Here is a 24,313-nt window from a genome sequence, read left to right on the forward strand (position 1 = left end):
CAAGGAGACCACCGATGAATGCGGATATCGAAGCGCTGCGCGCCGCGACGCAAATCTATTTTGATGGAGTCTATGAGGGCGATGTCGACAAGCTTGCGTCGGTTTTTCATCCCACGAGCGCACTGACCAATGTCGGCGACGATGGATCGATCAATATCCGGCCGCGCGCCGTATGGCTCGATTTCATGGGATCGCGCCCGTCGGCAATGAAGAACGGTCTTACGCGCGGCGACGAAATTCTCTCGATCGACGTCACTGGCGACATGGCGCTGGTGAAGGTTAAATGCCAGATACCGCCGCGCTATTTCACTGACCTGCTGTCGTTTCTGAAAGTCGACGGCAAGTGGCAGATCGTGCAGAAGGTGTTCACCACCGAGATGCGCGCGTGAGCGGCAGGCTCGCCGAGAATATCGCCTATTTTGGCCGCGCTCTGCGCCATGCCGGGCTTCCCGTAGGTCCCGGCTCGGTCGTCGATGCGATCAACGCCGTCGAAACAGCGGCGATCGGAACGCGCGAGGATTTCTACTGGACGCTGCATGCGGTGTTCGTGAAGAAGCACGAGCATTCGCTGATCTTCGCGCAGGCGTTCCGGCTGTTCTGGCGCAAGCGCGCCTTTCTCGACAAGCTCATGGCGACGATGTCGCCGATGGCGCTGGCGAAACCGGACGACAAGAAGCCCGATGCCGGCGCGAAGCGCGTCGCTGACGCGCTCTCGCTGGGATTGGGCGAAAATGAGCCGCCGGAAGAGATCGAGACGCAGTTCGAGGCGCGGCTCACCATGTCGGAGACGGAAATCCTGAAGGGCAAGGATTTCGCTCAGATGACGGCTGGCGAAATCGCCGAGGCGCAGCGACTCATCGCGCAGCTCAGGCTCCCCGTCGACAGCGTCGTCACGCGGCGCTTCACGCCGGCGCATCATGGCGGGCGCATCGATCCGAGGCGCACTTTCCGGCGCACGCTGCGCACCGGCGGCGCGATCGTCGATCTCGCCTTTCGCGAGCGCGCCGAGCGCCATCCGCCCGTTGTCGCGATCTGCGACATCTCGGGCTCGATGTCGGAATATACGCGCGTGTTCATGCATTTCCTGCATGCAATCACCGATGCGCGCAGGCGCGTGCACACCTTCGTCTTCGCCACGCGGCTGACCAACATCACGCGCGAATTGCGCGCCAAGGATGTCGATGAGGCGCTCGCGGCGGCCTCGCAGCGCGCGCTCGACTGGGAGGGCGGCACGCGTCTTGGCGCCTGCATCCACGCTTTCAATCGCGACTGGTCGCGCCGCGTGCTGGGGCAGGGCGCCGTGGTGCTGTTTTTCTCGGATGGCCTTGAACGGCAGAGCATCGAAGCTCTGAAATTCGAGATGGACCGGCTGCGTCGCTCGGCGCGCCGGATCATCTGGCTCAACCCGCTGCTGCGGTTCGACGGGTTCGAGGCGCGCGCCGAGGGCGTCCGGGCGATCCTGCCTTACGTTGACGAGATGCGGCCGATCCATAACCTGCGCAACATGGCCGAGCTGGTCGCCGCTTTGTCGGCTCCGGCGGACGCCCGTTTCGAGCCCCGGCGCTGGTTGCAAAGGGCGGCCTGAAAGCCCATCTCCCGCATTGCAGGTTTGCCGCCATCTCGGGCGAACCAATGCTATAGTCCCCCGGACATAACGCCTGATCCGCCCTCCCGGAGCGCGCCATGATCGTGACCGACGACAACATCCTCGCCGAGGCCGAGCGCTGGACGCGCGGCGGGCGCAAGGTGGCGCTCGCCACCGTGGTGGAGACCTGGGGCTCCGCGCCGCGGCCGGTCGGCTCCCATCTCGTCATCGATGACGAAGGCAACTTTCTGGGCTCCGTGTCGGGCGGCTGCGTCGAAGGCGCGGTGGTGACGGAAGCGCTCGACGTGATCGAGGCCGGCAAGCCGAAGATGCTGGAATTCGGCGTCGCTGATGAGACCGCCTGGAAGGCCGGGCTCTCCTGCGGCGGCCGCATCAAGGTCTATGTCGAGAAGGTCGACTGACGGCTTGCAGTTTCCCGCCGCCTCGATCGATCGCATCTGAAAGCCGCTTCATGAAACTTTCCCTGCTGGCGACCCTCAACGAAGAACGCGTCGCGCGTCGCGCCGCGATCATCATCACCGATGTGGCGACGGGGGCGCAGCGCTTCGTGCGAGAGAGCGAACTGGTGAGCGAGCCCTGGGCCTCCGATCCCCTGTCGCGCACGCTCGCCGATGCGTTGCGCACGGGCAAGAGCGGCATGGTCGACACGCCTCAGGGACAGGCGTTTCTCACTGTCAGCGTGCCGCCGGTGCGCATGATCGTCACCGGCGCGGTGCATATCTCGCAAGCGCTGGCGCCGATGGCGAAGCTCGCGGGTTTCGACGTCGTCATCATCGATCCGCGCACGGCTTTCGCAACGCCGGAGCGCTTCCCCGACGTCGATCTCCGTCCGGAATGGCCCGACGCTGTGATCCCGTCGCTTGGCTTTGATCGCTACACCGCCTTCGTCGCTCTGACCCATGATCCCAAGATCGATGATGTCGCGCTCGATCTCGCGCTGAAGTCAGACGCCTTTTATGTCGGCGCTCTGGGATCGCGGAAAACCCATGGCAAGCGCGTCGAACGGCTGCGCGCCGCGGGCTTCGACGACAACACGATCGGCCGCATCCGCGCGCCGATCGGCTTGAATATCGGTGCCGTCAGCCCGGCCGAGATCGCCGTCTCGATTCTGGCGGAGGCGATCGGCGCCTTGCGCGCCGAGCGGATGGCGGCGCGCGCGGCGAAGGCGGCCTGATCCTCCATGGAATTCATTGAAGTCGCGGCGCGCGAGGCGGCCGGCGCGATCGCCGCCCATTCGGTGCGGCAGGGCGAACTCGTCATCAGGAAAGGCCAGCGCATCACCGACGCGCATGTCGATCGCCTCGCTGAGAATGGCGTCGAACGCATCATCGTCGCGCGTTTGGGCGATGGCGACAAAAGTGAGGATGAGGTCGCGTTCGAGCTGGCGCGCCGCGCCGCCGGCGCGCACGCCCGCGCGGGCGACGCTTTCACCGGCCGCTCGAATATCTTCTCGGATGCGCGCGGCGTGCTGCGCGTCAATGTCGAGGGGATCGATCGCTTCAATCAGGTCGATGAGCGGATCACCATCGCGACGTTGCCGGCCTGGCGCGTGGTCGAGCCGGGCGAGATGATCGGAACGGTGAAGATCATTCCCTTCGCCGTCGAATCGGATGTGGTCGCGCGCGTCGCCTCCGTCAGCGATGATCTCATATCGGTTGCGCCTTTCATTCCTCATCAGGTCGGCGTCGTCTCGACCTTGCTGCCGGGACTGAAGTCGCGCACGGTCGCGAAGACCTTGCGGGCGCTCGAAGGCCGGCTTGACGTCTCGCATTCGCGCATTTCGCGCGAGGCGCGCGTTGCGCATGAGATCGGCGCCGTCGCGGACGAATTGAAAGAGATGAGCGCCGGCGAGGCCGAACTCCTGATCGTGTTCGGCGCTTCGGCGGTGACCGACCGGCGCGATGTCATTCCCGCAGCGATCGAGGCGGCGGGAGGCACGCTCGTGCATGTCGGCATGCCTGTCGATCCCGGCAATCTGCTGGTGCTGGGCGAACTCCGGGGCAAGCCCGTCATCGGCGCGCCGGGTTGCGCGCGCAGCCCGCGCGAGAACGGTTTCGATTGGGTGCTGCAACGCTTGCTCGCGCATATTCCGGTGACGCGCGCCGACATCATGCGTATGGGCGTCGGCGGCCTCCTGATGGAGATTGGCGCGCGCGGCCAGCCGCGCGACGCGGCGCCCGAGGATTCCTGATGATCGCCGCGATCGTGCTGGCGGCGGGCCGGTCCTCGCGCATGGGCGCCAACAAGCTGCTTGTCGATCTCGGTGGTCGTCCGCTTGTGACGCACACTGTCGCGAATGCGCTGGCGTCCTCGGCGTCTCCCGTTGTTGTCGTGACAGGACATATGCGCGACGACGTCGAGACTGCTTTGAGCGGACCGCACATCGTCTTCGCGGCGAACCGCGATTATGCGAGCGGCATGGCGTCTTCTCTCGCGGTCGGTCTCGCCGCAGCGCCGGCCGCCGCCGAAGGCGCTTTGATCCTGCTCGGCGACATGCCGCTGATCGCGCCCGAGATCATGAATCGCCTGATCGCCGCCTCCGCCGCTCGCCCGGACGCCTCGGCCATCGTTCCCACTGTCGACGGCGAATGGGCGCATCCGGTGCTGCTGCGGCGGGTTCTCTTTCCGGCGGTGATGGCGTTGACGGGAGACGCTGGCGCGCGCCGCGTGCTCAACAGCCGCAGCGATGTCGCGCTCATTCCGATCGATGATCCGCGCTGCCTGATGGACGCGGACGATCCCGCCGCGCTCGCGACGATCCGGCTGGAACTCGAGAAAGAGCGGCGCAGGTAAGGCGCGCTGCTCCCATTGTCGCAGTCCGCCAGCGCTTCTACGCGCATTCCGCGTTGACCATGTGTCGCGGCGCACATGGCGAGCGGCGGCGGAAGAATCCTCAATTGACGGAGGGAATGCGGTCCTGTTTGGCTGCCTCCGTCACCTGGGGGGACATTGATATGGCTATTCGAACCGTCGCAGCGGCGGCCGCTGTTTTTTTGAGCGTCGTCAGCATCGATTCCGCGAGCGCGTGCAATCGCGGTCGTGAGACCTGCAGCTTCAAGCTCTTCAACAATACCGCTCACGCGTTGCAGAACTTCTGGGCGTCGCCCGCGCGCATCACGAAGTGGGAAGAAGACATTCTCGGTCGCCGCACGCTCGCCGCCGGCAACGAGATCAACGTCAACATGACCGACAACCGGTCGGACTGCATCTACGATTTCAAATTCAAATTCGATGATGGCGACGAACTCGTCCGCAAGGCGATCAATGTCTGCAAGCTCGGCCGGTACACGCTGAACGAGTGAGTGATCTTTCCGAAACGGTAAGTCCTCGTTTATCGCTTGACGCGTAACATGCCGGCAAAGAGGTAGCGCGCGCCTGCTTGGCCGCCGCCATAGCAGCGCCGCTTCCGATTTCAGTCACGGATTCCGACGGGGCGGTCGGCATGCGTTTGGGCGACGTGGCCGACGGGCGCGGCCGCATGTTTGCGCGAATCGAAATTGCGCCGGCCGGATCTTTCTGGCCGGCCTTGTCGGTCCGATCGCCGGCGCGCGGCTGGCTGCATGGCGTGCGACCTCGGCATGACCTTATCCTCTATGTCGGCGCCGATGATCCGCGTCGGGTGAAAGAGCGCGACGATCGCGGCCGCCTGCTGTCGGCCGTGATGATCGACAGCCATATATTCGCGCATACGCGCGATCTCGTCCCCTTCGCGGCGATCGAGGATGAGCGTCGGCGCGGCGCGGAGAGGCTGGATTATTCCGTGCGTTTCAGCCGCGCCTGGCGCTTCGTCGAGCGACCGCTGATGAGCGCCGCCTATCCCGAAACCTTCGGCACATTCGTCGAGCCGCACAAGCGAGGATGCGTCGTCGAGGTTTCGGCGGCGGATGTCTCGCGCCTGCTGACCGAGCCGATAGAGTCGTGCCCTGTGCCGCAGGCTCCTCGCGAGGCTGTCGATCGAGCTCCGCTTATGGAGGATTATTCCACCGACATCGCGCGCGCCTGTCGCGGCGCAGCCGATCGCGCGCGACGTTCAGGCCGGCTGATCGTGAAGCGCGCCGCGCGGCGTGAGAAGCCGGAGTCGCGGCCCGAGATGGAGCAGGCGTTGCGCCGTATTATTGTGTCGCAGGAGGGTTGCTGCGCGCTGTGCGGAGGGCCTGTTCCGGCCAACTCCGAGAATGAGCTTCTGAAGCTGTCGATCGACCGCATCGACAACAGCGATCTGTCCTATTCGCTGCGCAACATGCAGATTGCTCATCTCGGCTGCAATCGCGCGCGAGGCGGCGGCTCCTCTGCTGACTGGGTCAGCTATGTCAGGATGATCAGCGACATCCCGAAGGCGAAACGCGCGCGAACGCTCGCGAAGCTCAGCCAGCCGAACCCTTCTTGATCGGCTCCTGGAAGGAGAGCCCCATATCCCAGGGAAAATAGATCCAGGTGTCCTGGCTGACTTCGGTGATGAAGGTGTCGACCGTCGGCACGCCCATGGGCTTCGCATAGACGGTTGCGAAATGCGCGTTCGGCAGCATGGCGCGCACCACTTTTGCGGTCTTGCCGGTGTCGGTGAGGTCGTCGACCACGAGGACGCCCTTGCCCTGTCCGTCGCCAATGGCGCGGATCGAGGGCGCGATATCCTTCAGAACCTGCAGTTCGCCCTGGCTCTTGTAGTCGTGATAGCTCGCGACGCAGACGCTCTCGATCAGCTTGATTTCGAGTTCGCGCGCCACGATCGCCGCCGGCACGAGGCCGCCGCGGGTGATGCAGACGATGGCCTGGAACGGCCCCTTGTCCGCGAGCCGCCAGGCCATGGCGCGCGCGTCGCGGTGGAACTGGTCCCAGGAGACCGGGAAGGCTTTGTTGGAGGGGGACGCCATGTGCGTTCTCGGATGACAGCAGTTTCAGCCGCTCCCTAACATAAAGCCGGCGCAAGGATAGAGGGCGTCGGGCGATCCACAACCTGGGCGCCTGGGGCGAGCCTAGAAGTCATTCTCAACGACATCGACATTGAAGGTTACGCGCGAGGCGAAAGGTTCGCCGGTGCGGCCTGACCTTCCGCGAAGCTCAATCACCACCGTGTCATGGCCCGTCCGAAGTGGGGACATGCGAACTGAGTAACGTCCGGCTCGCAATTCGCCGAGCGCGAAACCTTTTACGATCCTAATGCCCGTGTAGTAGTTCAATGCGGAGCTGTAATCCAAACCACACCAGCGATTGATCGCGCTTTTTTCCATGCGCTTCATCTTGACGGGGGACTCCACGGCGCAGCCGTTGCAAATGCTGTGGGTTTCGAACTGACATTGCCTGGCGAACGCCTCAGGCGAGCTGGAAGCCACAAAACAGACCGCGAGTGCAAATGCAGCGCGCATAACGATTTTCCATGAAGACGCAGAAACTGTTGGCGCGAGATCCGCTGATCGTCAAAGCTCGTGACTATGCGAGAACGCTATGTTTTGAGCGCATTCAGCATTTCACGCACGGCTTCGGCCGCCGCATTCATCTTCGCCTCGTCGCGCGAGCGCACGATGAGATTGGTGTTGGGCTGGCCCTGCTCGTCCCAGAAGGGGTAGGAGCCGATCATCGTGTCGGGATGCGCCTTGGCGATGGCGGCGAGCGGCCCGCCAATGTCGCCCTCCTTCATGTCGGCCTTGATCGTAGTCGAGAGAATCTTCGCGCCCGTCTTCAGCTTGGGCGCGACGCCGTCGAGCATCGCCTGCATGATCACGGGCACGCCGGCCATGACGATGACGTTGCCGATCCAGAAGCCCGGCACCCTGTTGTAGGAGTTCATCACGAGATCGGCGCCGAAGGGAATGCGCGCCATGCGCAGCCGCGCCTCGTTCAGGTCTTCCGGCTTGAAGCGCTCGCGCATGATGGCGACGACGCGCTCATCGACATCGATGCCGACGCCAAACGCCTTGGCGACGGAGTCAGCCGTGATGTCGTCATGGGTCGGGCCGATGCCGCCCGTCGTGAAGACATAGGTGTAGCGCGCTCTCAGCGCGTTGAGCCCGTCGACGATCTCTTTCTCCTCGTCGGGGACGACGCGAACTTCTTTGAGATCGATGCCGATATTCGTGCAGTATTCGGCGATGTAGCCGATGTTCTTGTCCTTGGTGCGGCCGGACAAAATCTCGTCGCCAATGACGAGCAAAGCGGCGGTGATGGTTTCGGTCGCGGTCATGGGGAGCCCTTATTCGTGCAAAGTCTAGGGCGCGGCGCGCCAAAGGGAAATGTCGACGGGCACGCCTCGCTTCGCTGGCGCTTGCTCGACGTTCCGGGGACGGCGACAGGCTCATCGCGGCGCATCGAAGCTCTCGCCGTCGCCGGATTCGTGAAGCGAGCGTAGCGAGCGGAACGAAGTCCGGGGCCCAGCGAAAAACTTCGCGAAGCGACTTCAAACTTAGGATCAGGCTCGCGCCGCAGCGGATGCAGGGCTGAGCGCCGCGCGCGTCCGACGCGCCAGAAACATCATCACGCCCAGCACCAGAGCCGCGATGCCGGCGGCGGCGAGCAGGCTTTCCGCGGGGCCGACGCGCGAGATCAGCGCCGCGAACAGGATCGGCGCGACAGCGCAGGCGATATTCATGGGCAGCGCGATCTTTCCGAGCGTCGCGCCATAGGCCTCGCGCCCGAACAGGTTGAGCGGGATCGTCGCCCGGATGACCGTATTGAGGCCCGCCGACATGCCGTAGAGGCCGATGCCGAGAAGCGCGGCCGCCTCGGACTGGCCGCCGAAGATCAGCACGACGAGCCCGATCGGCGCCAGCGTCGCCGCGATCAGGCCCATGGTCATGGGAGGCATCTCACCGCGCGAGCCGAAATCGATCAGCCGGCCGGCGGTCTGGGCCGGGCCATGCAAGGAGGCGAGGAAGATCGCGGACGCCGCCGGCACGCCCAGCGCCGAGAGGATGTTGATCATGTGCGGCGACAGGCCCCAGCCGACGAAGGCCTGCCCGGTGAAGGCGATGGCGATAAGCCAGAAAGCGCCGCGGCGATCCGCCGACGGCAGCGCGCCGCGCAGTTCCGCCTCGCTCGCCTCGTCCGATCCGGCGGGACGGGCGGCCGGCTTCTGTCTCGCGATGAGCGCCTGTACCGGGAGCCCGACGCAGACGTGGAGGGCGGCGTAGATCAGGCACATGCTCCGCCAGCCCACCGCGCCCGAGAGCCAGGCGCTGATGGGATAGAAGATGAAGGGGTTGGCCGCCGTGAACAGCAGCATCGTCGAGATGGCGCGGCGCGCCTGAGCGCCGGCGACGCGGGCGAGCGCGACGAAAGCGGCGTTGCCCAGCATGCAGGCCTGGGTCAGGCCAAAGAACAGCCAGGCGGCGGCATAGACGGGAATGCTCTTGCTGTTGGCCAGCAGCGTCAGGCCGGTCGCGGCGAAGATCGACCCGGAGATCAGAAACCGGCCCGCGCCCATCCGGTCGATCATCGCGCCGATGCGCGGCGACAGGAACGCGCTCACCAGCAGCATGATGGTCAGGCCGCCATAAATCACCTCGAGCGGAACCCCGAGATCCTCGCTCATCCGGGGGCCAAGAATGATCGGCAGGTGATAGGTCGTTCCCCAGCCGATCATCTGCGTGACCACGAGCAGCGCAGCCGTGCGGCGCGCAACGGGACCGAGCGGCGTCCTGACTTTCGACGGGGAGAGGGTGGTGGGAGACAGAGGAGGAAACGAAGCAGTGAAAACGCTTTGTCGATTACTAGAGGTTCGCGGCGCATCCGCCACCGCGTTGTGCGTGGCTCCGGCATGCGCGCGGCGCGCGATTGTGAATGATTCAAATTCAATGCATCGGTGTGCGCGATGCTGCTTCCTCCTCTCACGACAGGCCGCTTGATCAAGCGCTACAAGCGCTTTCTTGCCGACGTGCTGCTCGAATCAGGCGAGACGATCACGGCTCATTGCGCCAATCCCGGCGCGATGCTTGGCCTCGCGACGCCAGGCGCGCGCGTCTTTTTGCGCCGCAGTAATTCGCCCTCCCGCAAGCTCGCCTATAGCTGGGTTCTGGTCGAAGCCGATTTCGGCTGGAAGGGCGTGCAGCTCGTCGGCATCGATACGTCGGCGCCGAACATGCTGGCCGAGGAAGCGATCCGCGCCGGCATGATCCCGGAGCTTGCGGGCTATCCCACGCTGCGGCGCGAGGTGAAATATGGCGCGAACAGCCGGATCGATTTCCTGCTTGAGGGCGAGGGCCGCGCGCCCTGCTATGTCGAGGTCAAGAACGTCCATTTGATGCGCGCGCCCGGCCTCGCGGAATTTCCGGATTCCGTCACGGCGCGGGGCGCGAAGCATCTCGGCGAGCTAGCCGCCATGGTCGCCGCCGGCTGTCGCGCGGTGATGCTCTATGTGGTGCAGATGGAGGCGGAGCGGTTGAGCCTCGCCGCCGACATCGATCCCGCTTACGCAAGGGCGTTCATCACGGCGCGGCGGGCCGGGGTGGAGGCGCTGGCGGTGACCTGCGCGATCAGCGAGCGGGAAATCCGGATCGATCGGGCCATTCCGGTGGTCGAGCCCGGCGGCGGCTTGACGCCTGCGCCCGCCGAGGCCACATCGGTTCCATGAATTTTCTCGATGTTGCTCCGGCCCCGGTTCGCCAGCCCGGCGTCATCAAGCTGCAGGGCCCGGAAGCCTTCGCCGGCATGCGCAACGCCGGCCGACTGACCGCCGAAGCGCTCGATCTGGTCACGGATATCGTCAAGCCCGGGACAACCACCGAGGCGATCGACAAGCTGCTGTTCCAGTTCGCGATGGATCACGGCGCCTATCCCGCGACGCTGAACTATCGCGGCTATCGCTATTCCTGCTGCACCTCGATCAATCATGTGGTCTGTCACGGCCAGCCCAACGACAAACCGCTGCGCGAAGGCGACATCGTCAACATCGACTACACCATGATCGTCGATGGCTGGCATGGCGATTCCAGCCGCATGTATCTCGTCGGGGAGACGCCTCGCCGCGCCGCGCGACTCGTCGAGGTGACCTATGAGGCGATGATGCGCGGCATCGCCGCTATCCGGCCGAGCGCCCATCTCGGCGATATCGGCCACGCCATCCAGACCTACGCCGAGGGCGAGCGCTGCTCCGTGGTGCGCGATTTTTGCGGCCATGGCCTCGGCCAGCTCTTCCATGACGAGCCGAACGTGCTGCATTACGGCCGGCGCGGCGAGGGCGCGGAACTGAAACCCGGCATGATCTTCACTGTGGAGCCGATGATCAATCTCGGCCGGCCGCATGTGAAGGTGCTCGGCGACGGCTGGACCGCAGTCACGCGCGACCGCTCGCTGTCGGCGCAGTTCGAGCATTCGGTCGGCGTGACCGAAACCGGCGTCGAAATCTTCACTCTGTCGCCGCGCGGCTATACGCAACCGCCTTACGCTTCGGCGTGATGCGCGCGGACGCTGACGACCCGCATTATCTCGGACATCGCCAAAGGCTGCGCGAGAGATTCGCGCGCAACGGCGCTGATGGCATGGACGATTATGAGCTGCTGGAATTGCTGCTCACGCTCGTTGTGCCGCGCAGGGATGTGAAGAAGCTCGCCAAGGATCTGCTCACGGCGTTCGGCTCTTTCGCGGACGTGCTTGCCGCGCCGCAGCAGCGGCTGATGGAGTTCGAGGGCATCGGCGAGATCGTCGCGGTCAATTTCCGCGTCATCGCAGCAAGCGCGAGCCGCGCGCTGAAAAGCGAAATCCGCAAGAAGCCGGTGCTGTCCTCATGGGCGCAGGTGATCGACTATTGCCGCGCCGCGATGGCGTTCGCCGATGTCGAGCAGTTCCGCATCCTGTTCCTCGACAAGGGCAACAAGCTGATCGCCGACGAGGTGCAGCAGACCGGCACTGTCGATCACACGCCGGTCTATCCCCGCGAAATCATCAAGCGCGCGCTGGAGGTGTCGGCGACGGCGATCATCCTCGTGCACAATCATCCTTCCGGCGATCCGACGCCGAGCCAGGCCGACATCCGCATGACGCGTGAGATCGTCACGATCGCGCGGCCGCTCGGCATCACGGTGCATGACCACATCATTGTCGGCCGCGATGGCCATGCGAGCCTCAAAGGCCTGCAACTGATGTAGGATGTGGCGCGCTCGCGCGTCTCTTTTCAAACGCGGCCGGCGCAACGTGTCGATCTTCAACGCTCAATTGTTTTCAATTGTTGATTTACCTCAGCGAGTGAAACGGAGGCGGACGTGCGCGGCCGGCGTCATTTTCTCTCATGTGTTTGCGCTCTGGCGTGGAGCTTGGCCCTTATGGCGGTCGGCGGCGCGCAATCTCCCGCCACGCTGAAGATCGAAGCCGAGCTTTCAGTCGTGACGGAGCCTGCGCGCCGCCTGTCGCTTCTGAACGAACTGGCCGCGGCGCTTGTCGATGGCGCGCCGGAAGATGCGGTCCGCCGCGCCGAGGAAGCTGCCGAGATCGCCGAGAGACTCGGCGACCAGCGCGGCGTCGCCGACGCTTCGCTCAGCCTCGGTCGCGCGCTGCTGAAGCTCAACCGGTTTGATCGCGCGCAGGCCGCCGCGGACAAGGCGCTTGATGTCTATCGGCAACTCAAGCTGCCTGATCCTGAGATCGAGGCGGCGTTCACTCGTGCGAACATCGCCTTCAATCGCGGCGAGTACCGTGAATCGGCTCAGCGGCATGAAGCTTTGCTGAAGCAGATCGACATAGCCGCTAAGCCATCTCCCGCGGCGAGCGTGCTCGAACGTCTCGCCAATGCGCGGCTCATGCTCGGAGATTTTGGCCAGGCGTTCGACGCCCAAAGCCGCGCCCTTGATTTGCGTCGCAAGATGAATGATGAGCAGAGCGTCGCCTCAGCCTTGATTGCGCTTGGCTCGATCGAATATGCGCGCGGCAAATGGGATGCCGCGTCGGCGATCTATATGGAAGCGCTTGGCGACGCGGAAAGACTGGGGCGGCAGGACCTGGTCCTGCAGGCGACGCTCTATCTCGGCATGGCGATGTTTGATCGCGAGCGGCTTGACGACGCCGAGCGTCATCTTTCGCGTGCGATCGACATGGCGCGGCGACAGAAGCAGCCGGTCTTTCTCACGGCCGCGCTGCGCGGCCTGAGCTGGGTGAGGCAGAAGCAGTTGCGTCCTGACGAAGCGCAGGCGCTTCTGGATGGGGCGGAGCTCAATGAGAGCGCGAACCGGCAGCTCGCGGAAATCCAGACGCGTCTCGATTCTGAACTGAGGGCGCGTCAGGTCGAGCGGCTCGAGCGCGATCGCGAAATTCAGAAGCTCGTTCTCGAACGCCAGACGCTGTTGCGAAACGCCGCGATCGGTGGCGTCGTTCTCGTCAGCGCTCTGCTCGTCGTGGCCGTCAACGCGTTTCGCCTCAAGCGCCGCGCCGCGCGGCAGCTCGCCGCCAAGAACGCCGATCTCATGGAAGCCAATATCGTCATCGCCAGTGAGCGCGCGCGTTCGGAACGTCTGCTGCTGTCGATCCTGCCGGCGGCCATCGCGTCACGGTTGAAATTGTCCTCGTCCGCGATCGCCGACAGCTATCCCGCTGCTACGGTGTTGTTCGCCGACATCGTCGGTTTCACGCCGCTGTCGCGCAAAATCGGCGCGAGCGAGCTGGTGAGGCTGCTCGATCAGATGTTCTCGCGCTTCGACGCGCTCGCTGCACGTCACGGGCTTGAGAAGATCAAGACGATTGGCGACTGCTATATGGTGGTCGGCGGCCTGCCCGAACCGAAGGAGGACCATTGCGAGCGGATCGCCGCGATGGCCCTCGATCTTCTTGCCGAAGTCCGGGATTTCAATGCGCATGAGAATACCGAGATGAGCCTGCGCGTCGGCTTCCACGTAGGACCTGTGGTCGCAGGCGTGATCGGCCGGCAGAAATTCAGCTACGATCTCTGGGGCGACACGGTGAACACTGCGAGCCGGCTCGAAAGCACGGGCGCCGCCGGACATATCCATGTCTCGGAAGAAGTCGCGCGCGCCTTGCGCGGCAAGTTTGAATTCGAGCCTCGCGGACGAACCGAGGTGAAGGGCATCGGTTCGCTGGCGACCTATTTCCTGAGCCAACGCGCTGGTGGCGGGGCGTCCGTCATGCCGGCGCGCGCCTGAAAGCCTCGCAGCCAGTTTTTGGGCGGACCGCAATTTTCTCAAAGATTTCCGATTCCTCCTTCAGTAATGTCGGGTGGCCGGATAGGCGCGGGAGAAGAACGAGTTCGATGCCGGGATTCGTCGCAGAACGCATGCTGGAGACCGCGACCGTCGCGGTCTGGGACGTCTGCTGCGCCGGCGAATGCCGTCACGAGAGCGCCGAGGAGTGCGCCAGCGCCGCGCATCTCGTTTTCCCCTATCGCGGAATCTATGTCAGGCATGTCGGGAAGGATCGCGTTGTTGCAGAGCCGAATCAGGCGCTCTTCTTCAACGCCGACGAAGGCTACCGCATCAGCCATCCCGTTCCCGGCGGCGACGCCTGTTTGTCTCTTTCCGTCAGCGAGTCTTTGCTGCGCGAACTGACGCCGCAATCGCTGCTGCGCACAGGCGGCGCGTTCGCATTTCGCGAGTTGCGCCTGCGGATTGATCCGCGCGCGCAGGCGCTTGTCGCGCTTTTGAGACACAGCCTCGGCCGTGGACTGGCGGAGCCGCTCGAGGCGGAGAGCCTCGCGCTGACGCTGGTCCGCCGCGCGCTTGGCCCGCGCACGGCTCATATCGCCGGCGGCAGCGCAGGGAGACAGCGTCTCGCGGATCGCGTGAAGCTTCTGCTGGCGAGCGATCTTTCGCGCCGGTGGACGCTGGCGGAAATCGCCAGGGAAGTTGGCGGCTCGCCAGTCTATCTCACGCAAGTCTTCCAGCAGGTCGAGGGCGTCCCGCTCTATCGTTATCAGCTCCGGCTGAGGCTCGCGCGAGCGCTCGATCTGCTCAGCGAAGTCGACGATCTCACGACGCTGGGATTGGAGCTCGGCTTCTCCAGCCACAGCCATTTCACGGCCGCGTTCCGCGAAACCTACGGTCGTTCGCCCTCCGAATTCCGGCATTCGGCGATTCGTCGCTGAGCGCGAAGCTCACGAAAATCACTAAAGATTCCGACAGCGCGGGCCGTGCCCGCCATGGTTCACCATCTGCGTCCAAAACGGACGAGGAATGGAGAACCGACATGTCAGAGAAAACCTGCGCCGCGTGCGATTGCGAACTCGAAGCCGATCCGATCAAGGTCGAAATCGCCGGCGAAACGGTCGAGGTCTGCTGCACGGAATGCGCGGACAAATTGAAGGAAGCGCACGCGTCCGCCGTCGCGCCGCGCAAGGGCTGAGCGATGAGCGGACATCAATCTTCGGCGGTCCGCAAAAACGTGCGGACCGCATCGGGCCAGATTAGCTACGCCGAGCAGGGAACGGGGCCGGTTGCGTTGTTCGTGCATGGCGTGCTGCTGAACGGATATCTCTGGCGCCATCAGCTCACGCATCTGTCCGACGTCAGACGTTGCATCGCGCTCGACCTGCTGGCGCATGGCGACACGGAGATCGCATCCGATCAGGACGTGTCGGTGACGGCGAACGCGCAGATGCTGAAGGAGTTTCTCGATGCGCTCGACATCGGGAAAGTCGATCTCGTCGGCAACGACAGCGGCGGCGGCATCGCGCAGATTTTCGCGGCGCTTCATCCCGAACGGGTGCGAAGCCTCGCGCTGACCGACTGCGATGCGCATGACAATTGGCCGCCGGAGGCGTTCAAACCCTTCCTGGCCATGGCGGCGGCAGGAGGCTTGCGCGGGACATTGGAGGCGATGCTCGCGGACAAGGGCATCTATCGCTCGCCGCAGGCGCTTGGACCGGCCTATGAGAAGCCAGAACTCGTGAGCGACGAAAACATCGAAATCTATTTGCGCCCGCTCATGCGAAATGAGCAGCGGTTGCACGATTTCGAGCGCTTTCTCGCAGCCTTCGACAACAGGCACACCGTCGCGATCGAGGAGCGGCTGCGCGCGTTGAAAGCGCCGACGCTGATCGCATGGGGAACCGACGACGTCTATTTCGATATCAGATGGTCGCGCTGGCTCGCCGATGCGATTCCGGGAACGCGGCGGCGCGTCGAATTCGAGGGCGCGCGCATCTTCTTTCCCGAAGAACGGTGGGCGGAATTCAACGAGGAATTGCGCGCGCATTGGCTGGAGGTAACGTCGTGAGTTCGGTCCCCATGTCTTTCTCCGGATTGCGATCGCCTGTGGCGACGCGATCCGGAGCCGATGATCGCGCTACGACGTGCGATCTTGCTTCACTGCGCGAGCGTTTCGATGCGCGCTCGTTCGCCGACGAGCGTGAACGCACTGTGGCGCAAGGCGGCGTGATGCGAGAGAGGCCGGTTCGTGCTATATTCTCGTTAGCGTGGATCGCGCAGCTTTTCCGGCGCGCGCCTTGGCGCGGGATTCCGCTCGATCCTGATTTCGCTCCGCCGGCGTTGCTTCGCGATGTCGGGCTGCTCGATGGTCGCGGCTCGCGACCGCGCGCGTGACGATCGCCGCCTCCTCGATCGGCATGGCGTTTGCTTGGATAATCAAAGGAGGCCGAAACGCGTCGGGCGATATGCGAGTTGCGGGAACGCACATCGCTCCGGCGGCGTTGAGGCCATCCTGAAGACGCTCCGGAAGGTTACTCAAATTTTACCTTTCGGGGCGGATCATCTGAGCAAGCCGGCTAACCGGCCGGCGATCGCGGATATGGAGGTCTACTTGGTCTCTTGCGATTTCGCCCGTCAGATGGGTGGCTACGGCCTCACCACGGCGCGCATTCTTTATCGTCTCCCTGATCATCCCCGCATCCTGCAATCCTATGTCTGGCAGGACTATGATCTGGCGCCCCGTTTCCCCGAGCTTATGAAGTTCCTCGATTTCTGGCGCAGGAAGCTCGAAGGGCCGATTTTCGAGGTCAAGGTCGCCCATTCCTCGCTGATCTCCCCGGTGGAGATGCGGGCGGTCGGAACCGAAATCACCGTCCATTGATCCCTTCCGGCGGCGCCTGACCCTTCCCGCAGCGCCGATCCGGCCTGCGTCCGGGGCGAGCCGCCGCACTTGGCGGGGCCGCGCCCGCCTGATAGCTGCTGCCTTCCAAATTCCGCAGCCGCCAGCTTTGTCGACACAGCGCATTTCCGCCATCCTTGATGGGCTGACCACATCCGCTCCCGAGGACCGTTTGACCCTCCGCGCCGTGCTGGACGCGCTGGGTGAGCGCGCCTTCGCGCTGGCGATGCTGCTGCTGGCGCTGCCCAACTGCATCCCCATGGTGCCGCCGGTCCCGCTGGTGTGCGGACTGCTGATCGCCGTCCTCGCGGCGCAGATGATGGCCGGGCTGCGCACGCCCTGGCTGCCCAGGGCCCTTCTCGACTTTTCGGTCAATCGCGCCGAAGCGGCCCGTGTGGTCGACAAGGCCCGTCCCTTCATCTCCCGATTGGAGAAGGTGCTCGACCGCCGCGTCCTCGTGCTCACGGTTTCGCCGGGTCTACGCCTCGTAGCGGCGGCGCTGCTGCTGTTCGCGATCGCGCTGCTGGTCGCGGCGCCGATCGTCGGTCAGATCCCGCTCGGCATCGCAATCGCTTTGACGGGCGTTGGCATCACAGAGCGCGACGGCGTCGTGGTGATCGCGGGCCTCGCCGTTGGCGCCATCGGCGTCGCGATCAGCATCGGCTTCATCGCGGCGATCGTCGCCGGCCTGATGGCGATCTTCTGATCCCGGGATTTTTTGATGACGAGCGCTCGGGCGGATTCGGCGAAGAAATTCGACTCTGCGCGCGCCGGCGAATATGCGCAGCAGAGCCGGATCGCGCTCGCGGGTTATGACGCCTGCCATGAACTTGCCGCTTGCATGCTGGCGGCGGAGCTGGGCTCTGGCCGCGCCGCGAAAATTCTCGTCGCCGGCGCGGGAGGTTCGGGACAGGAAATTCTGACCTCCGCTCCGCTTGAGGCGCGCTGGAGTTTCGTCGCCGTCGATCCTTCGGAGCCGATGCTGGCGACAGCGATGCGCGGCGTCGAGGAAGCGGGCCTGTTAGCGCGCGTCGAAGCGAAGCTCGGCGTGATCGACGATCTCCCCGATGTTCAGGCGTTCGACGCCGCGACGCTGATCGGCGTGCTGCATCATCTTTCCGGCGATGAGGCGAAGCGCGCGATCCTGTCGTCGATCGCCACTCGCCTCAAACCGGGCGCGCCGCTCATCCTCGCTGGCAACCGCTACGCCTATGCCAGTCAACCTTTGCTCCTGAAAGCATGGGGCGAGCGCTGGCGCATGAATGGCGCGACGCCTGACGAGGTGCAGGCCAAGCTCGGCAAGATTCTTCAGGGCGCCGATCCGCCGCATTCGGATGCGGACGTCGCGAAATTGCTGGAGGGCGCGGGTTTCTCCGCGCCGCTCCAGTTCTTCTCCAGCCTGTTCTGGGGCGCGTGGATCGCGCGCAAGAACTAGCCGACTATTTCCCGAGATAGCGGTCGAAGAATTGCGCGATGTCGGTGAAGACCTCGCGCGCTTCCGGCGTGTTGACGTCCTGATATTGCGCGTGGCTCATGCCTTCATAGACGTTGAGCTCCGCGATCACGCCCGAGCGGCGCAGCTTGCGATGGGTGCGCACGGTGTTTGAGAGGAAGAGATCGCGCGTGCCCGAAGTCAGGATTGTCGGCGGGAAGTTGGTGAAGTCGCCATAGATCGGCGAGATATAGGGGTCTTTCATATCGCGGCCGTTGGCGTAGAGCTTCGCGGCGCGACCAAGCCAGCCGTCCCAGGTGACGAGCACGTTATCGACCCATTCGTTCGTCTGGTAGCTGTCGCCGACACGCGCGATATCGGACCATGGCGTGCCCGGCGCGATCGCCGCCGGCAGCGGCAATTTCTCGTCCTTCGCGCGCAGCACCATGGCGAGCGTCATGGCGCCGCCCGTGGATGTGCCGAAGATCGCCATGTTCTGCGGCTTCGCGAGCTTGATGGCTTCCTTCCACACCGCCATCGCGTCATCCATCGCGGCGGGATAGGGCGCATCCGGCGGCATGCGATAATCGACGGAGATCACCTTGAAGCCGCCGAAACCCGCCATCAGGACGGCTTCCGGCGTCGCGGCTTCGCCGGGACCAAAGACATATCCGCCGCCATGCACATGCACGAGCAGGCGGTTCTGATTGACCGGCGGAATGAATTTCGGCGTGACGATATAGACCTTCACGCCGCCCATGGTCGAAGGCTCAACCGTGACGCCGAGTTTTTCCTTCAGCGCCGGCAATGCGGAAATCGAAAGCTGCGCGCGCTGATTGATCAGCGTCTTCCATTCCTCCGCGTTCTTGGGATCGGCGTTGAAATGAGGCGGGTAGGGGCCGCTGATCAGAGTTTGAAGCTGCGGGCTCACATCGTCGGTTGGCGTGGGACTCGTCTGGGCGGGCGAATTGCGCGCGCCGGGCTTGGCGTTCGCCTCGGCCTGCGCAGTCGCCTTCAGCGCGTAACCCTGCGGCGATAAAGGCTGCTCAGCCGACGATGTCGAGATGAGGGCGGCGATCGCAACGAAAGAAAGCGCAGTCTTCTTGAGCATATCTCTCTCCCGGAATGCCCGCTCGTCCGGCGGGATTGGAAGAAAGGTCGCGCTCCAATGACAGGGTGTCCATTCACGTTTCCGAACGTCAGCCTTGTTCGGATCGCATGAAATCAGCCGGCGATGCGCCTCGCCTTCACGGCTTTTTCGTCACGCCGCCGTAGGGCGGGCGCGGGATATTCATGTGCGCCTGCCGGAGCGCCGCCGACCAGCGCTCGCGCAGATCATGAAAATAGGGCTCGCCCGCGTCGATGCGATGCACAAGCTCCGGCGTGATCTCGTCGCGGCGAACGAGCACGAGATCGATGGGAAGGCCGACGCCGAGATTCGAACGCATGGTCGAATCCATCGAGATCAGGGTCACCTTCAATGCGTCATAGATGTCGGTGTTGAAGGAGACCGCGCGATCGAGGATCGGCTTGCCGTATTTGTGTTCGCCAATTTGCAAAAACGGCGCGTCAGGCCCGCATTCGATGAAATTGCCGGCGGCGTACACCATGAAGAGGCGCATGGAGCGGCCCTTGATCTGGCCGCCGAACAGGAAGGAGACCTCGAAGCGCACGTCGGCTGCATGAAGCGCGTCAGCGTCGATGTCGCGCACCTTACGCACGGCGTTGCCGATGAGCTGCGCCGCACGGAACATGGTCGGCACGCTGTCGAGCGTTTCGAGTTCGTGCGTGTGCGGATTCTCGACGCCCTCGGCGAGATAGCCGAGCACCGACTGGGTGACGGAGAGATTGCCAGCCGACGCGATCATCAGGATGCGGTCGGGATGCTGGTCGATCACATGCAGCTTGCGGAAGGTCGAGACATTGTCGAGGCCGGCGTTGGTGCGCGTGTCCGCCACCATCACCAGCCCTTCCTTCACGAGCACGCCGGCGCAGTAGGTCATCTCTGGATCGCTCTCCCGCGGACGCGGGGCTTATAGACCCGGCTTTCCGACTTTCCAAACCGGGCTGGCGAGCCTTTAGCTCAGCTCGGCGCAGCGCCTTATGAGGAAGCGCCGCAGCGCCGGATCGCGCTCAAGGCCGATCGCGCGCTGATAGGCGAGCATCGCTTCGGCGACATCGCCAACGCGCGCCAGAAGCGCCGCCCGCGCCGCCCAATAGGGCTGATAGTCAGCTATACGGGTGTCGAGCTCGATCTCGTCGAGCGCGAAGAGGCCCGCCGCGGCTCCTTCCGCCTCGCCAATGGCGACAGCGCGATTCATCGCCACAACCGGCGAGCCGGTGGCCGCCCAGAGCAGGCCATAAATGGCGGCGATCGCTGGCCAGTCAGTGGTTCTGGTGATGCGGCGCGCGGCATGAGCCGACTGCACTGCGGCCTCAAGCTGATAGCGGCCGACATCGCCGGCGAGCACGCTCGCCTGCATCAGCGCCTTTTCCGCCTCCTCGATCATCGCGGCGTCCCAGCGCGCCGGATCCTGTTCGCTGAGCGGGACGAAATCGCCGCGATCGTCGCGTCGCGCCGCGCGACGGGCTTCTGCATGCAGCATCATCGAGAGAAGGCCGTGCGCTTCGGCCTCTTCGGGCGCAAGCGCGACGACCAGCCGGCCAAGAAAAATCGCCTCGCTCGACAGGCCGCGCCGGCGCGCATCAGCGCCGATCGGATCGGTCCAGCCTTCGGCGAAGACGGCGTAGATCGCATCGAGGACCGATGCGAGGCGTTCAGGGATATCGGCGCGTTCGGGCGTGCGGAAAGGAATGCCCGCGAGCTTGATCTTCGCCTTGGCGCGCGAGAGGCGTTGCCCCATCGTCGGCGGCGCAACAAGAAAGGCTGATGCGATCGTCGCTGCGTCGAAGCCGAGCACCGTTTGCAGAATGAGCGGCGCGCGAATGTTCGCGTCGATCGCGGGATGGGCGCAGGCGAACATCAGCTTCAGCCGTTCGTCGGGAATGTCCGCCTCCTCCGAAAGGCGCTCTTCGGCAAGCAGCGCCACATGATCCGAGGCGTCGCGCGTCGTGCGCCGCCGTCGCGCCGCGTCGATCAATTTCCGCTGCGCTGTCGTCAGCAGCCAGGCGCCTGGCGCGTCGGGAACGCCATGCGCCGGCCAGTTCGCGAGCGCGGACGCAAACGCGTCGGCGAGCGCATCCTCTGCGGCGGCGACATCGCGCGTCTGCGCCGCGAGATAGGCGACGAGCTTGCCGTAGCTCTGGCGGGCGACCGCCTCGGCGGCCGCGCGCGCAAGCTCGCTCTGTGCGACGTCGTTCACGCCGCGGGCTGCATTTCCCAGATCGGCCGAACTTCGATCGAGCCGGTCTGCGCTCCGGGGCAGCGGGCGGCCCAGGCCAGAGCGGAGTCGAGGTCGGGCGCGTCGATCATGTAGTAGCCGGCAAGCTGCTCCTTGGTCTCGGCGTAGGGGCCGTTGACAAGTTCGGTCTTGCCATCGGCCACCCTCACGCGCGTCGCGGTCGTGGTCGGGCGCAGCCGCTCGCCGCCAAGAAGCACGCCGGCCTTCTTCATGGCTTCGGTATAGGCGAAATAGGCCGTCGACATGGTGGTCGCCGTCTCCGGCTTCGCCGCCAGCATCGCCTGCTCATTTCCGTAGATCAGCATCAGGTAGCGCATGGTCATTCCTCTTGATGGTCGCCGCAATCGGCGTTGGCGTGATGAAGACGCGCGAGGATCCGGCATTTCGACAGCGGCGGCAAAAATTTTCAAATGCCGGCCGCGAGTAAGAGGAAGCGGTCGATCAGAGCAGGATATCCGCAAGAGCGCGGCGCAAATATGGAGCCGCCAGATCGAGAAAGGCGCGCGTCTTCAGCGGCAAAGTCGCCTGTCCGGCGTGCAGCAGATGGACGGGGGCCGGTGGCGGCTCAAAATCTTGTAGAATGACGTGGAGTTCGCTCGCCGCGACGGCGCGGGCGGCCTGATAGGCCAGCACGCAGGTGACGCCGACGCCTGAGATCGCCGCATCGACCGCCGCCTCCGCCGTATTGACCGACAGGCGCGGCGTGACGTCGACAACAATATCCGCTTTGCCGCCTGGCGAGCCGAAGCGCCAGCCGGCGCCTGATCCCGATCCGAAGAAGGTGATGCAGGGAAGCGAGCGCAGATCCTGCGGTGATCGCGGCTCGCGATGCTTCGCGAGGAAAGCGGGGCTGGCGCAGACGACGCGCCGCATCGAGCCGACACGCGTCGCGATCATGGCGCTGTCCGGCAGCGCGCCAATGCGCACGGCGAGATCGATATGGTCGTCAATCAGATCGACGACGCGGTCGGAGAGCGCCAGCCTGACATTGATGTCGGGATAGAGCGCGAGAAACTCATTGATGGCGGGCAGCACATGCAGCCGTCCAAAAACGATCGGCGCTGCGACCACGAGTTCGCCGCGCGGCGCGGCGTATTCGCCGGAAGCGGCGCGTTCGGCCTCTCCGACCTGTTCCAGAATGCGCCTGCTCGCCGTGACATAGGTTGCGCCAGCTTCCGTGAGGGCGAGCCTACGGGTCGAGCGGGTCAGCAGGCGCGCGTTCAGATGCGCTTCGAGCTCCGAAATCTTCCGGCTCACGGTCGGCAGCGGCATGCCGAGCCGCCGGCCGGCTCCGGAGAGACTGCCCGTTTCGGCGGTGGCGACCAGCACAGCCATGGCTTCCAGCCGATCCATGATTCTCTTCCAAAATATGGAATAATCTATCTCACGATTACATGATTATATGAGTTTATGGAATTGAATATCTCCGATGGGCTGGATCGACGCTCCAGCCGGAGATTTCGCCATGAGCTACGGATTTATGGACATCGCGCGCACGCCAAGTGTGATTGCGGCGCAGGAGGCGAATGGCGCGGCCGAACTCTGGTCGGACTTTCACGGGCATCGCGAGTTCGATCGCTTCGGCCCTGCGGAAGCCGCGTTCATCGAGGCGCGTGACAGCTTCTTCATCGCCACCGTCGCCGAGAATGGCTGGCCCTATGTGCAGCATCGCGGCGGAGCGCCGGGATTCCTGCGCGTGCTGGACGAGAAGACGCTCGGCTTCCTCGATTATCGCGGCAACCGGCAATATCTCAGCCTCGGCAATCTCGCGGCGAATGATCGCGCGGCGCTGATCCTGATAGATTATCCGGCGCGGCGGCGCATGAAGATGTTCGCGCGTGTCGAAGTGAAAAATCTCGACGATGATTCCGATCTGATCGAGAAGCTGTCGACGCCGGGCTACAAGGCTAAGGCGGAGCGCGTCTTTCTCTTGCATCTCGAGGCGTTCGACTGGAACTGCGCGCAGCACATCACGCCGCGCTTCAGTGAGGAAGAGCTTGCGCCTGCGCTCACGCAGGTGCGTGAGCGTATCGAGGAGCTGGAAGCGGAGAACAGGAGATTGCGCGAAAGGCTTGCGGCGCAGGCGAAAGCGTGATCGTCGCGCGTTATGACTGTATCTGCAGTTGCGTGACTTTCACCGCGACGGAAAGGAATTCATCGTTGCCGCCGAGGCGGCTGCCGCGCACCGGCGCCGCGCCGAGATAGTCGAGCGCGGATGCGACGCGCACATGCGCATCCGTGGTACAGATCGCGTTCGCGGCGTCGAAGCCGACCCAGCCGAGCCCCTTGATATGAACCTCGGCCCAGGCGTGGCCGGCGTTCTGATCAACGACATTGTCGGCGCGATGGAAATAGCCGGAGACATAGCGCGCGGGCACGCCGAGAGAGCGGGCCATGGCGCAGAAGATGTGCGCGTAGTCCTGACACACGCCGCGCTTCGCCGCGAACGCGTCCGCTGCTTTCGTCGTTGAATCCGTCGGCTCCGCGTCGAACGTCATGTCGCGGCCGAGCGCGCTCATCAGCCCGTGCATTACGGCGAGCATATCGCCGCTCTGCGCGCCGCAGGAGTCCTGCGCGTCACGCGCATAATCCGCCATTCCAGGATTGACGGCGGTCAGATCAGTCGCGCGCAGATAAAGCTCCGCTGGAAAGCGTTCGACGGCGCCGGTCAGCACGCCTGCTGTGTCGCGCGTCTCGACCTCGCCCTCGACATGGATCGAGAAGGCGTCAATCGGGCCTGCGGCGTTGAGCGAATGCACAATGTTGCCAAACGCGTCCTCCCCCTGACGCATGCGCGCGTCAGCGTCGATCTCGGCGCGCCATCGCGTGACATGCTGGGCGGCGTTGTTGCGCGGCGTCAGCCGCAACGTCTGGATTACGCCCTTCGCCGGACGGGCGTAGCGATATGCGGTGGTGTGAGAGATTTGAATTCTCATC

30 protein-coding genes are annotated in these 24,313 nt (G+C 64.4%); 20 read left to right on the forward strand and 10 right to left on the reverse strand.

The window, feature by feature from the left end; all coding sequences use genetic code 11:
- Nucleotides 1-14: 14 nt before the first annotated feature.
- The 8 genes from L8F45_RS04015 (at nt 15) to L8F45_RS04050 (ending at nt 5,993) form a co-directional block, all read left to right on the forward strand.
- Nucleotides 15-389, forward strand: a complete 375-nt coding sequence (locus L8F45_RS04015; protein WP_342361600.1) for a nuclear transport factor 2 family protein — start codon at nt 15-17, stop codon at nt 387-389.
- Nucleotides 386-1,585 (forward strand): vWA domain-containing protein, encoded by a 1,200-nt coding sequence (locus L8F45_RS04020; protein WP_342361601.1) that lies wholly within the window; start codon nt 386-388, stop codon nt 1,583-1,585. Before L8F45_RS04015 ends, L8F45_RS04020 begins: the two co-directional genes overlap by 4 nt.
- Before the next feature lie 98 nt (nt 1,586-1,683).
- A complete protein-coding gene (locus L8F45_RS04025; RefSeq protein WP_342361602.1) occupies nt 1,684-2,007 on the forward strand; it encodes an XdhC family protein in 324 nt (107 codons plus the stop codon).
- A 50-nt stretch (nt 2,008-2,057) separates the two neighbouring features.
- Complete coding sequence (locus L8F45_RS04030) at nt 2,058-2,780, forward strand: XdhC family protein (protein ID WP_342361603.1); 723 nt, start codon at nt 2,058-2,060, stop codon at nt 2,778-2,780.
- Nucleotides 2,781-2,786: 6 nt separating this feature from the next.
- Nucleotides 2,787-3,797, forward strand: a complete 1,011-nt coding sequence (locus tag L8F45_RS04035; protein WP_342361604.1) for a molybdopterin-binding protein — start codon at nt 2,787-2,789, stop codon at nt 3,795-3,797.
- A complete protein-coding gene (locus L8F45_RS04040) occupies nt 3,797-4,399 on the forward strand; it encodes a nucleotidyltransferase family protein (RefSeq protein WP_342361605.1) in 603 nt (200 codons plus the stop codon). The genes L8F45_RS04035 and L8F45_RS04040 overlap by 1 nt, the downstream gene beginning before the upstream one ends.
- 161 nt (nt 4,400-4,560) lie before the next feature.
- Nucleotides 4,561-4,908, forward strand: a complete 348-nt coding sequence (locus L8F45_RS04045) for a hypothetical protein (protein ID WP_342361606.1) — start codon at nt 4,561-4,563, stop codon at nt 4,906-4,908.
- A gap of 140 nt (nt 4,909-5,048) precedes the next feature.
- Nucleotides 5,049-5,993, forward strand: a complete 945-nt coding sequence (locus L8F45_RS04050) for an HNH endonuclease signature motif containing protein (protein WP_342361607.1) — start codon at nt 5,049-5,051, stop codon at nt 5,991-5,993.
- Here L8F45_RS04050 and gpt read toward each other — a convergent pair.
- The 4 genes from gpt to L8F45_RS04070 all read right to left on the reverse strand — a co-directional run bounded on the left by gpt (nt 5,971) and on the right by L8F45_RS04070 (nt 9,335).
- On the reverse strand, nt 5,971-6,477 hold the full coding sequence (gene gpt, locus L8F45_RS04055; protein ID WP_342361608.1) for a xanthine phosphoribosyltransferase: 507 nt from the start codon (nt 6,475-6,477) through the stop codon (nt 5,971-5,973). The two genes, L8F45_RS04050 and gpt, sit on opposite strands and share 23 nt — an antisense overlap.
- A 102-nt stretch (nt 6,478-6,579) precedes the next feature.
- Entirely contained in the window at nt 6,580-6,969 is a 390-nt protein-coding gene (locus L8F45_RS04060) for a hypothetical protein (protein WP_342361609.1), read from the reverse strand.
- Between the two features lie 77 nt (nt 6,970-7,046).
- Complete coding sequence (locus tag L8F45_RS04065; RefSeq protein ID WP_342361610.1) at nt 7,047-7,784, reverse strand: competence/damage-inducible protein A; 738 nt, start codon at nt 7,782-7,784, stop codon at nt 7,047-7,049.
- 225 nt (nt 7,785-8,009) lie between these two features.
- Nucleotides 8,010-9,335 (reverse strand): MFS transporter, encoded by a 1,326-nt coding sequence (locus tag L8F45_RS04070; protein WP_342361611.1) that lies wholly within the window; start codon nt 9,333-9,335, stop codon nt 8,010-8,012.
- A 75-nt stretch (nt 9,336-9,410) separates the two neighbouring features.
- Between L8F45_RS04070 and sfsA the strand changes: the two genes are divergently transcribed.
- The 11 genes from sfsA (at nt 9,411) to L8F45_RS04125 (ending at nt 18,017) form a co-directional block, all read left to right on the forward strand.
- On the forward strand, nt 9,411-10,169 hold the full coding sequence (gene sfsA / locus L8F45_RS04075; RefSeq protein WP_342361612.1) for a DNA/RNA nuclease SfsA: 759 nt from the start codon (nt 9,411-9,413) through the stop codon (nt 10,167-10,169).
- Entirely contained in the window at nt 10,166-10,993 is an 828-nt protein-coding gene (gene map / locus L8F45_RS04080) for a type I methionyl aminopeptidase (protein ID WP_342361613.1), read from the forward strand. Before sfsA ends, map begins: the two co-directional genes overlap by 4 nt.
- Nucleotides 10,993-11,682, forward strand: coding sequence for a RadC family protein (gene radC / locus L8F45_RS04085; protein WP_342361614.1), 690 nt, complete (start codon nt 10,993-10,995; stop codon nt 11,680-11,682). The genes map and radC overlap by 1 nt, the downstream gene beginning before the upstream one ends.
- Before the next feature lie 174 nt (nt 11,683-11,856).
- Entirely contained in the window at nt 11,857-13,683 is a 1,827-nt protein-coding gene (locus L8F45_RS04090; protein ID WP_342361615.1) for an adenylate/guanylate cyclase domain-containing protein, read from the forward strand.
- Between the two features lie 107 nt (nt 13,684-13,790).
- Nucleotides 13,791-14,621 carry a helix-turn-helix transcriptional regulator gene (locus L8F45_RS04095; RefSeq protein WP_342361616.1) on the forward strand — a complete coding sequence of 277 codons (831 nt, stop codon included), beginning with the start codon at nt 13,791-13,793 and terminating at the stop codon, nt 14,619-14,621.
- A 101-nt stretch (nt 14,622-14,722) separates the two neighbouring features.
- Entirely contained in the window at nt 14,723-14,878 is a 156-nt protein-coding gene (locus L8F45_RS04100) for a hypothetical protein (protein WP_342361617.1), read from the forward strand.
- Nucleotides 14,879-14,917: 39 nt separating this feature from the next.
- On the forward strand, nt 14,918-15,751 hold the full coding sequence (locus tag L8F45_RS04105; RefSeq protein ID WP_342361618.1) for an alpha/beta fold hydrolase: 834 nt from the start codon (nt 14,918-14,920) through the stop codon (nt 15,749-15,751).
- The gene (locus L8F45_RS04110) at nt 15,748-16,077 is read left to right on the forward strand and encodes a hypothetical protein (protein WP_342361619.1); all 330 of its coding nucleotides are present in this window, start codon (nt 15,748-15,750) and stop codon (nt 16,075-16,077) included. Before L8F45_RS04105 ends, L8F45_RS04110 begins: the two co-directional genes overlap by 4 nt.
- 205 nt (nt 16,078-16,282) lie before the next feature.
- A complete protein-coding gene (locus tag L8F45_RS04115; protein WP_342361620.1) occupies nt 16,283-16,564 on the forward strand; it encodes an usg protein in 282 nt (93 codons plus the stop codon).
- Between the two features lie 190 nt (nt 16,565-16,754).
- On the forward strand, nt 16,755-17,288 hold the full coding sequence (locus L8F45_RS04120) for an exopolysaccharide biosynthesis protein (protein WP_342361621.1): 534 nt from the start codon (nt 16,755-16,757) through the stop codon (nt 17,286-17,288).
- Nucleotides 17,289-17,303: 15 nt separating this feature from the next.
- Entirely contained in the window at nt 17,304-18,017 is a 714-nt protein-coding gene (locus tag L8F45_RS04125) for a class I SAM-dependent methyltransferase (RefSeq protein WP_342361622.1), read from the forward strand.
- Between the two features lie 4 nt (nt 18,018-18,021).
- Here L8F45_RS04125 and L8F45_RS04130 read toward each other — a convergent pair whose 3' ends face one another.
- The 5 genes from L8F45_RS04130 to L8F45_RS04150 form a co-directional block, all read right to left on the reverse strand.
- Nucleotides 18,022-19,125 (reverse strand): alpha/beta hydrolase, encoded by a 1,104-nt coding sequence (locus L8F45_RS04130; RefSeq protein WP_342361623.1) that lies wholly within the window; start codon nt 19,123-19,125, stop codon nt 18,022-18,024.
- A 136-nt stretch (nt 19,126-19,261) separates the two neighbouring features.
- Entirely contained in the window at nt 19,262-20,017 is a 756-nt protein-coding gene (locus tag L8F45_RS04135) for a proteasome-type protease (protein ID WP_342361624.1), read from the reverse strand.
- Between the two features lie 75 nt (nt 20,018-20,092).
- A complete protein-coding gene (locus tag L8F45_RS04140; RefSeq protein WP_342361625.1) occupies nt 20,093-21,337 on the reverse strand; it encodes an RNA polymerase sigma factor in 1,245 nt (414 codons plus the stop codon).
- Nucleotides 21,334-21,693, reverse strand: coding sequence for a YciI family protein (locus tag L8F45_RS04145; RefSeq protein ID WP_342363358.1), 360 nt, complete (start codon nt 21,691-21,693; stop codon nt 21,334-21,336). The genes L8F45_RS04140 and L8F45_RS04145 overlap by 4 nt, the downstream gene beginning before the upstream one ends.
- Nucleotides 21,694-21,817: 124 nt before the next feature.
- Nucleotides 21,818-22,729 carry a LysR family transcriptional regulator gene (locus L8F45_RS04150; RefSeq protein ID WP_342361626.1) on the reverse strand — a complete coding sequence of 304 codons (912 nt, stop codon included), beginning with the start codon at nt 22,727-22,729 and terminating at the stop codon, nt 21,818-21,820.
- Between the two features lie 112 nt (nt 22,730-22,841).
- On the opposite strand from L8F45_RS04150, the gene L8F45_RS04155 reads away from it, so the two are divergent.
- Complete coding sequence (locus L8F45_RS04155) at nt 22,842-23,471, forward strand: pyridoxamine 5'-phosphate oxidase family protein (RefSeq protein WP_342361627.1); 630 nt, start codon at nt 22,842-22,844, stop codon at nt 23,469-23,471.
- A 10-nt stretch (nt 23,472-23,481) separates the two neighbouring features.
- Here the strand turns inward: L8F45_RS04155 and L8F45_RS04160 are convergent, their stop codons facing one another.
- Nucleotides 23,482-24,312, reverse strand: coding sequence for a transglutaminase family protein (locus tag L8F45_RS04160; RefSeq protein ID WP_342361628.1), 831 nt, complete (start codon nt 24,310-24,312; stop codon nt 23,482-23,484).
- Between the last annotated feature and the right edge of the window lies 1 nt (nt 24,313).

Source organism: Terrirubrum flagellatum, assembly GCF_022059845.1.
GTDB classification, from domain to species: domain Bacteria; phylum Pseudomonadota; class Alphaproteobacteria; order Rhizobiales; family Beijerinckiaceae; genus Terrirubrum; species Terrirubrum flagellatum.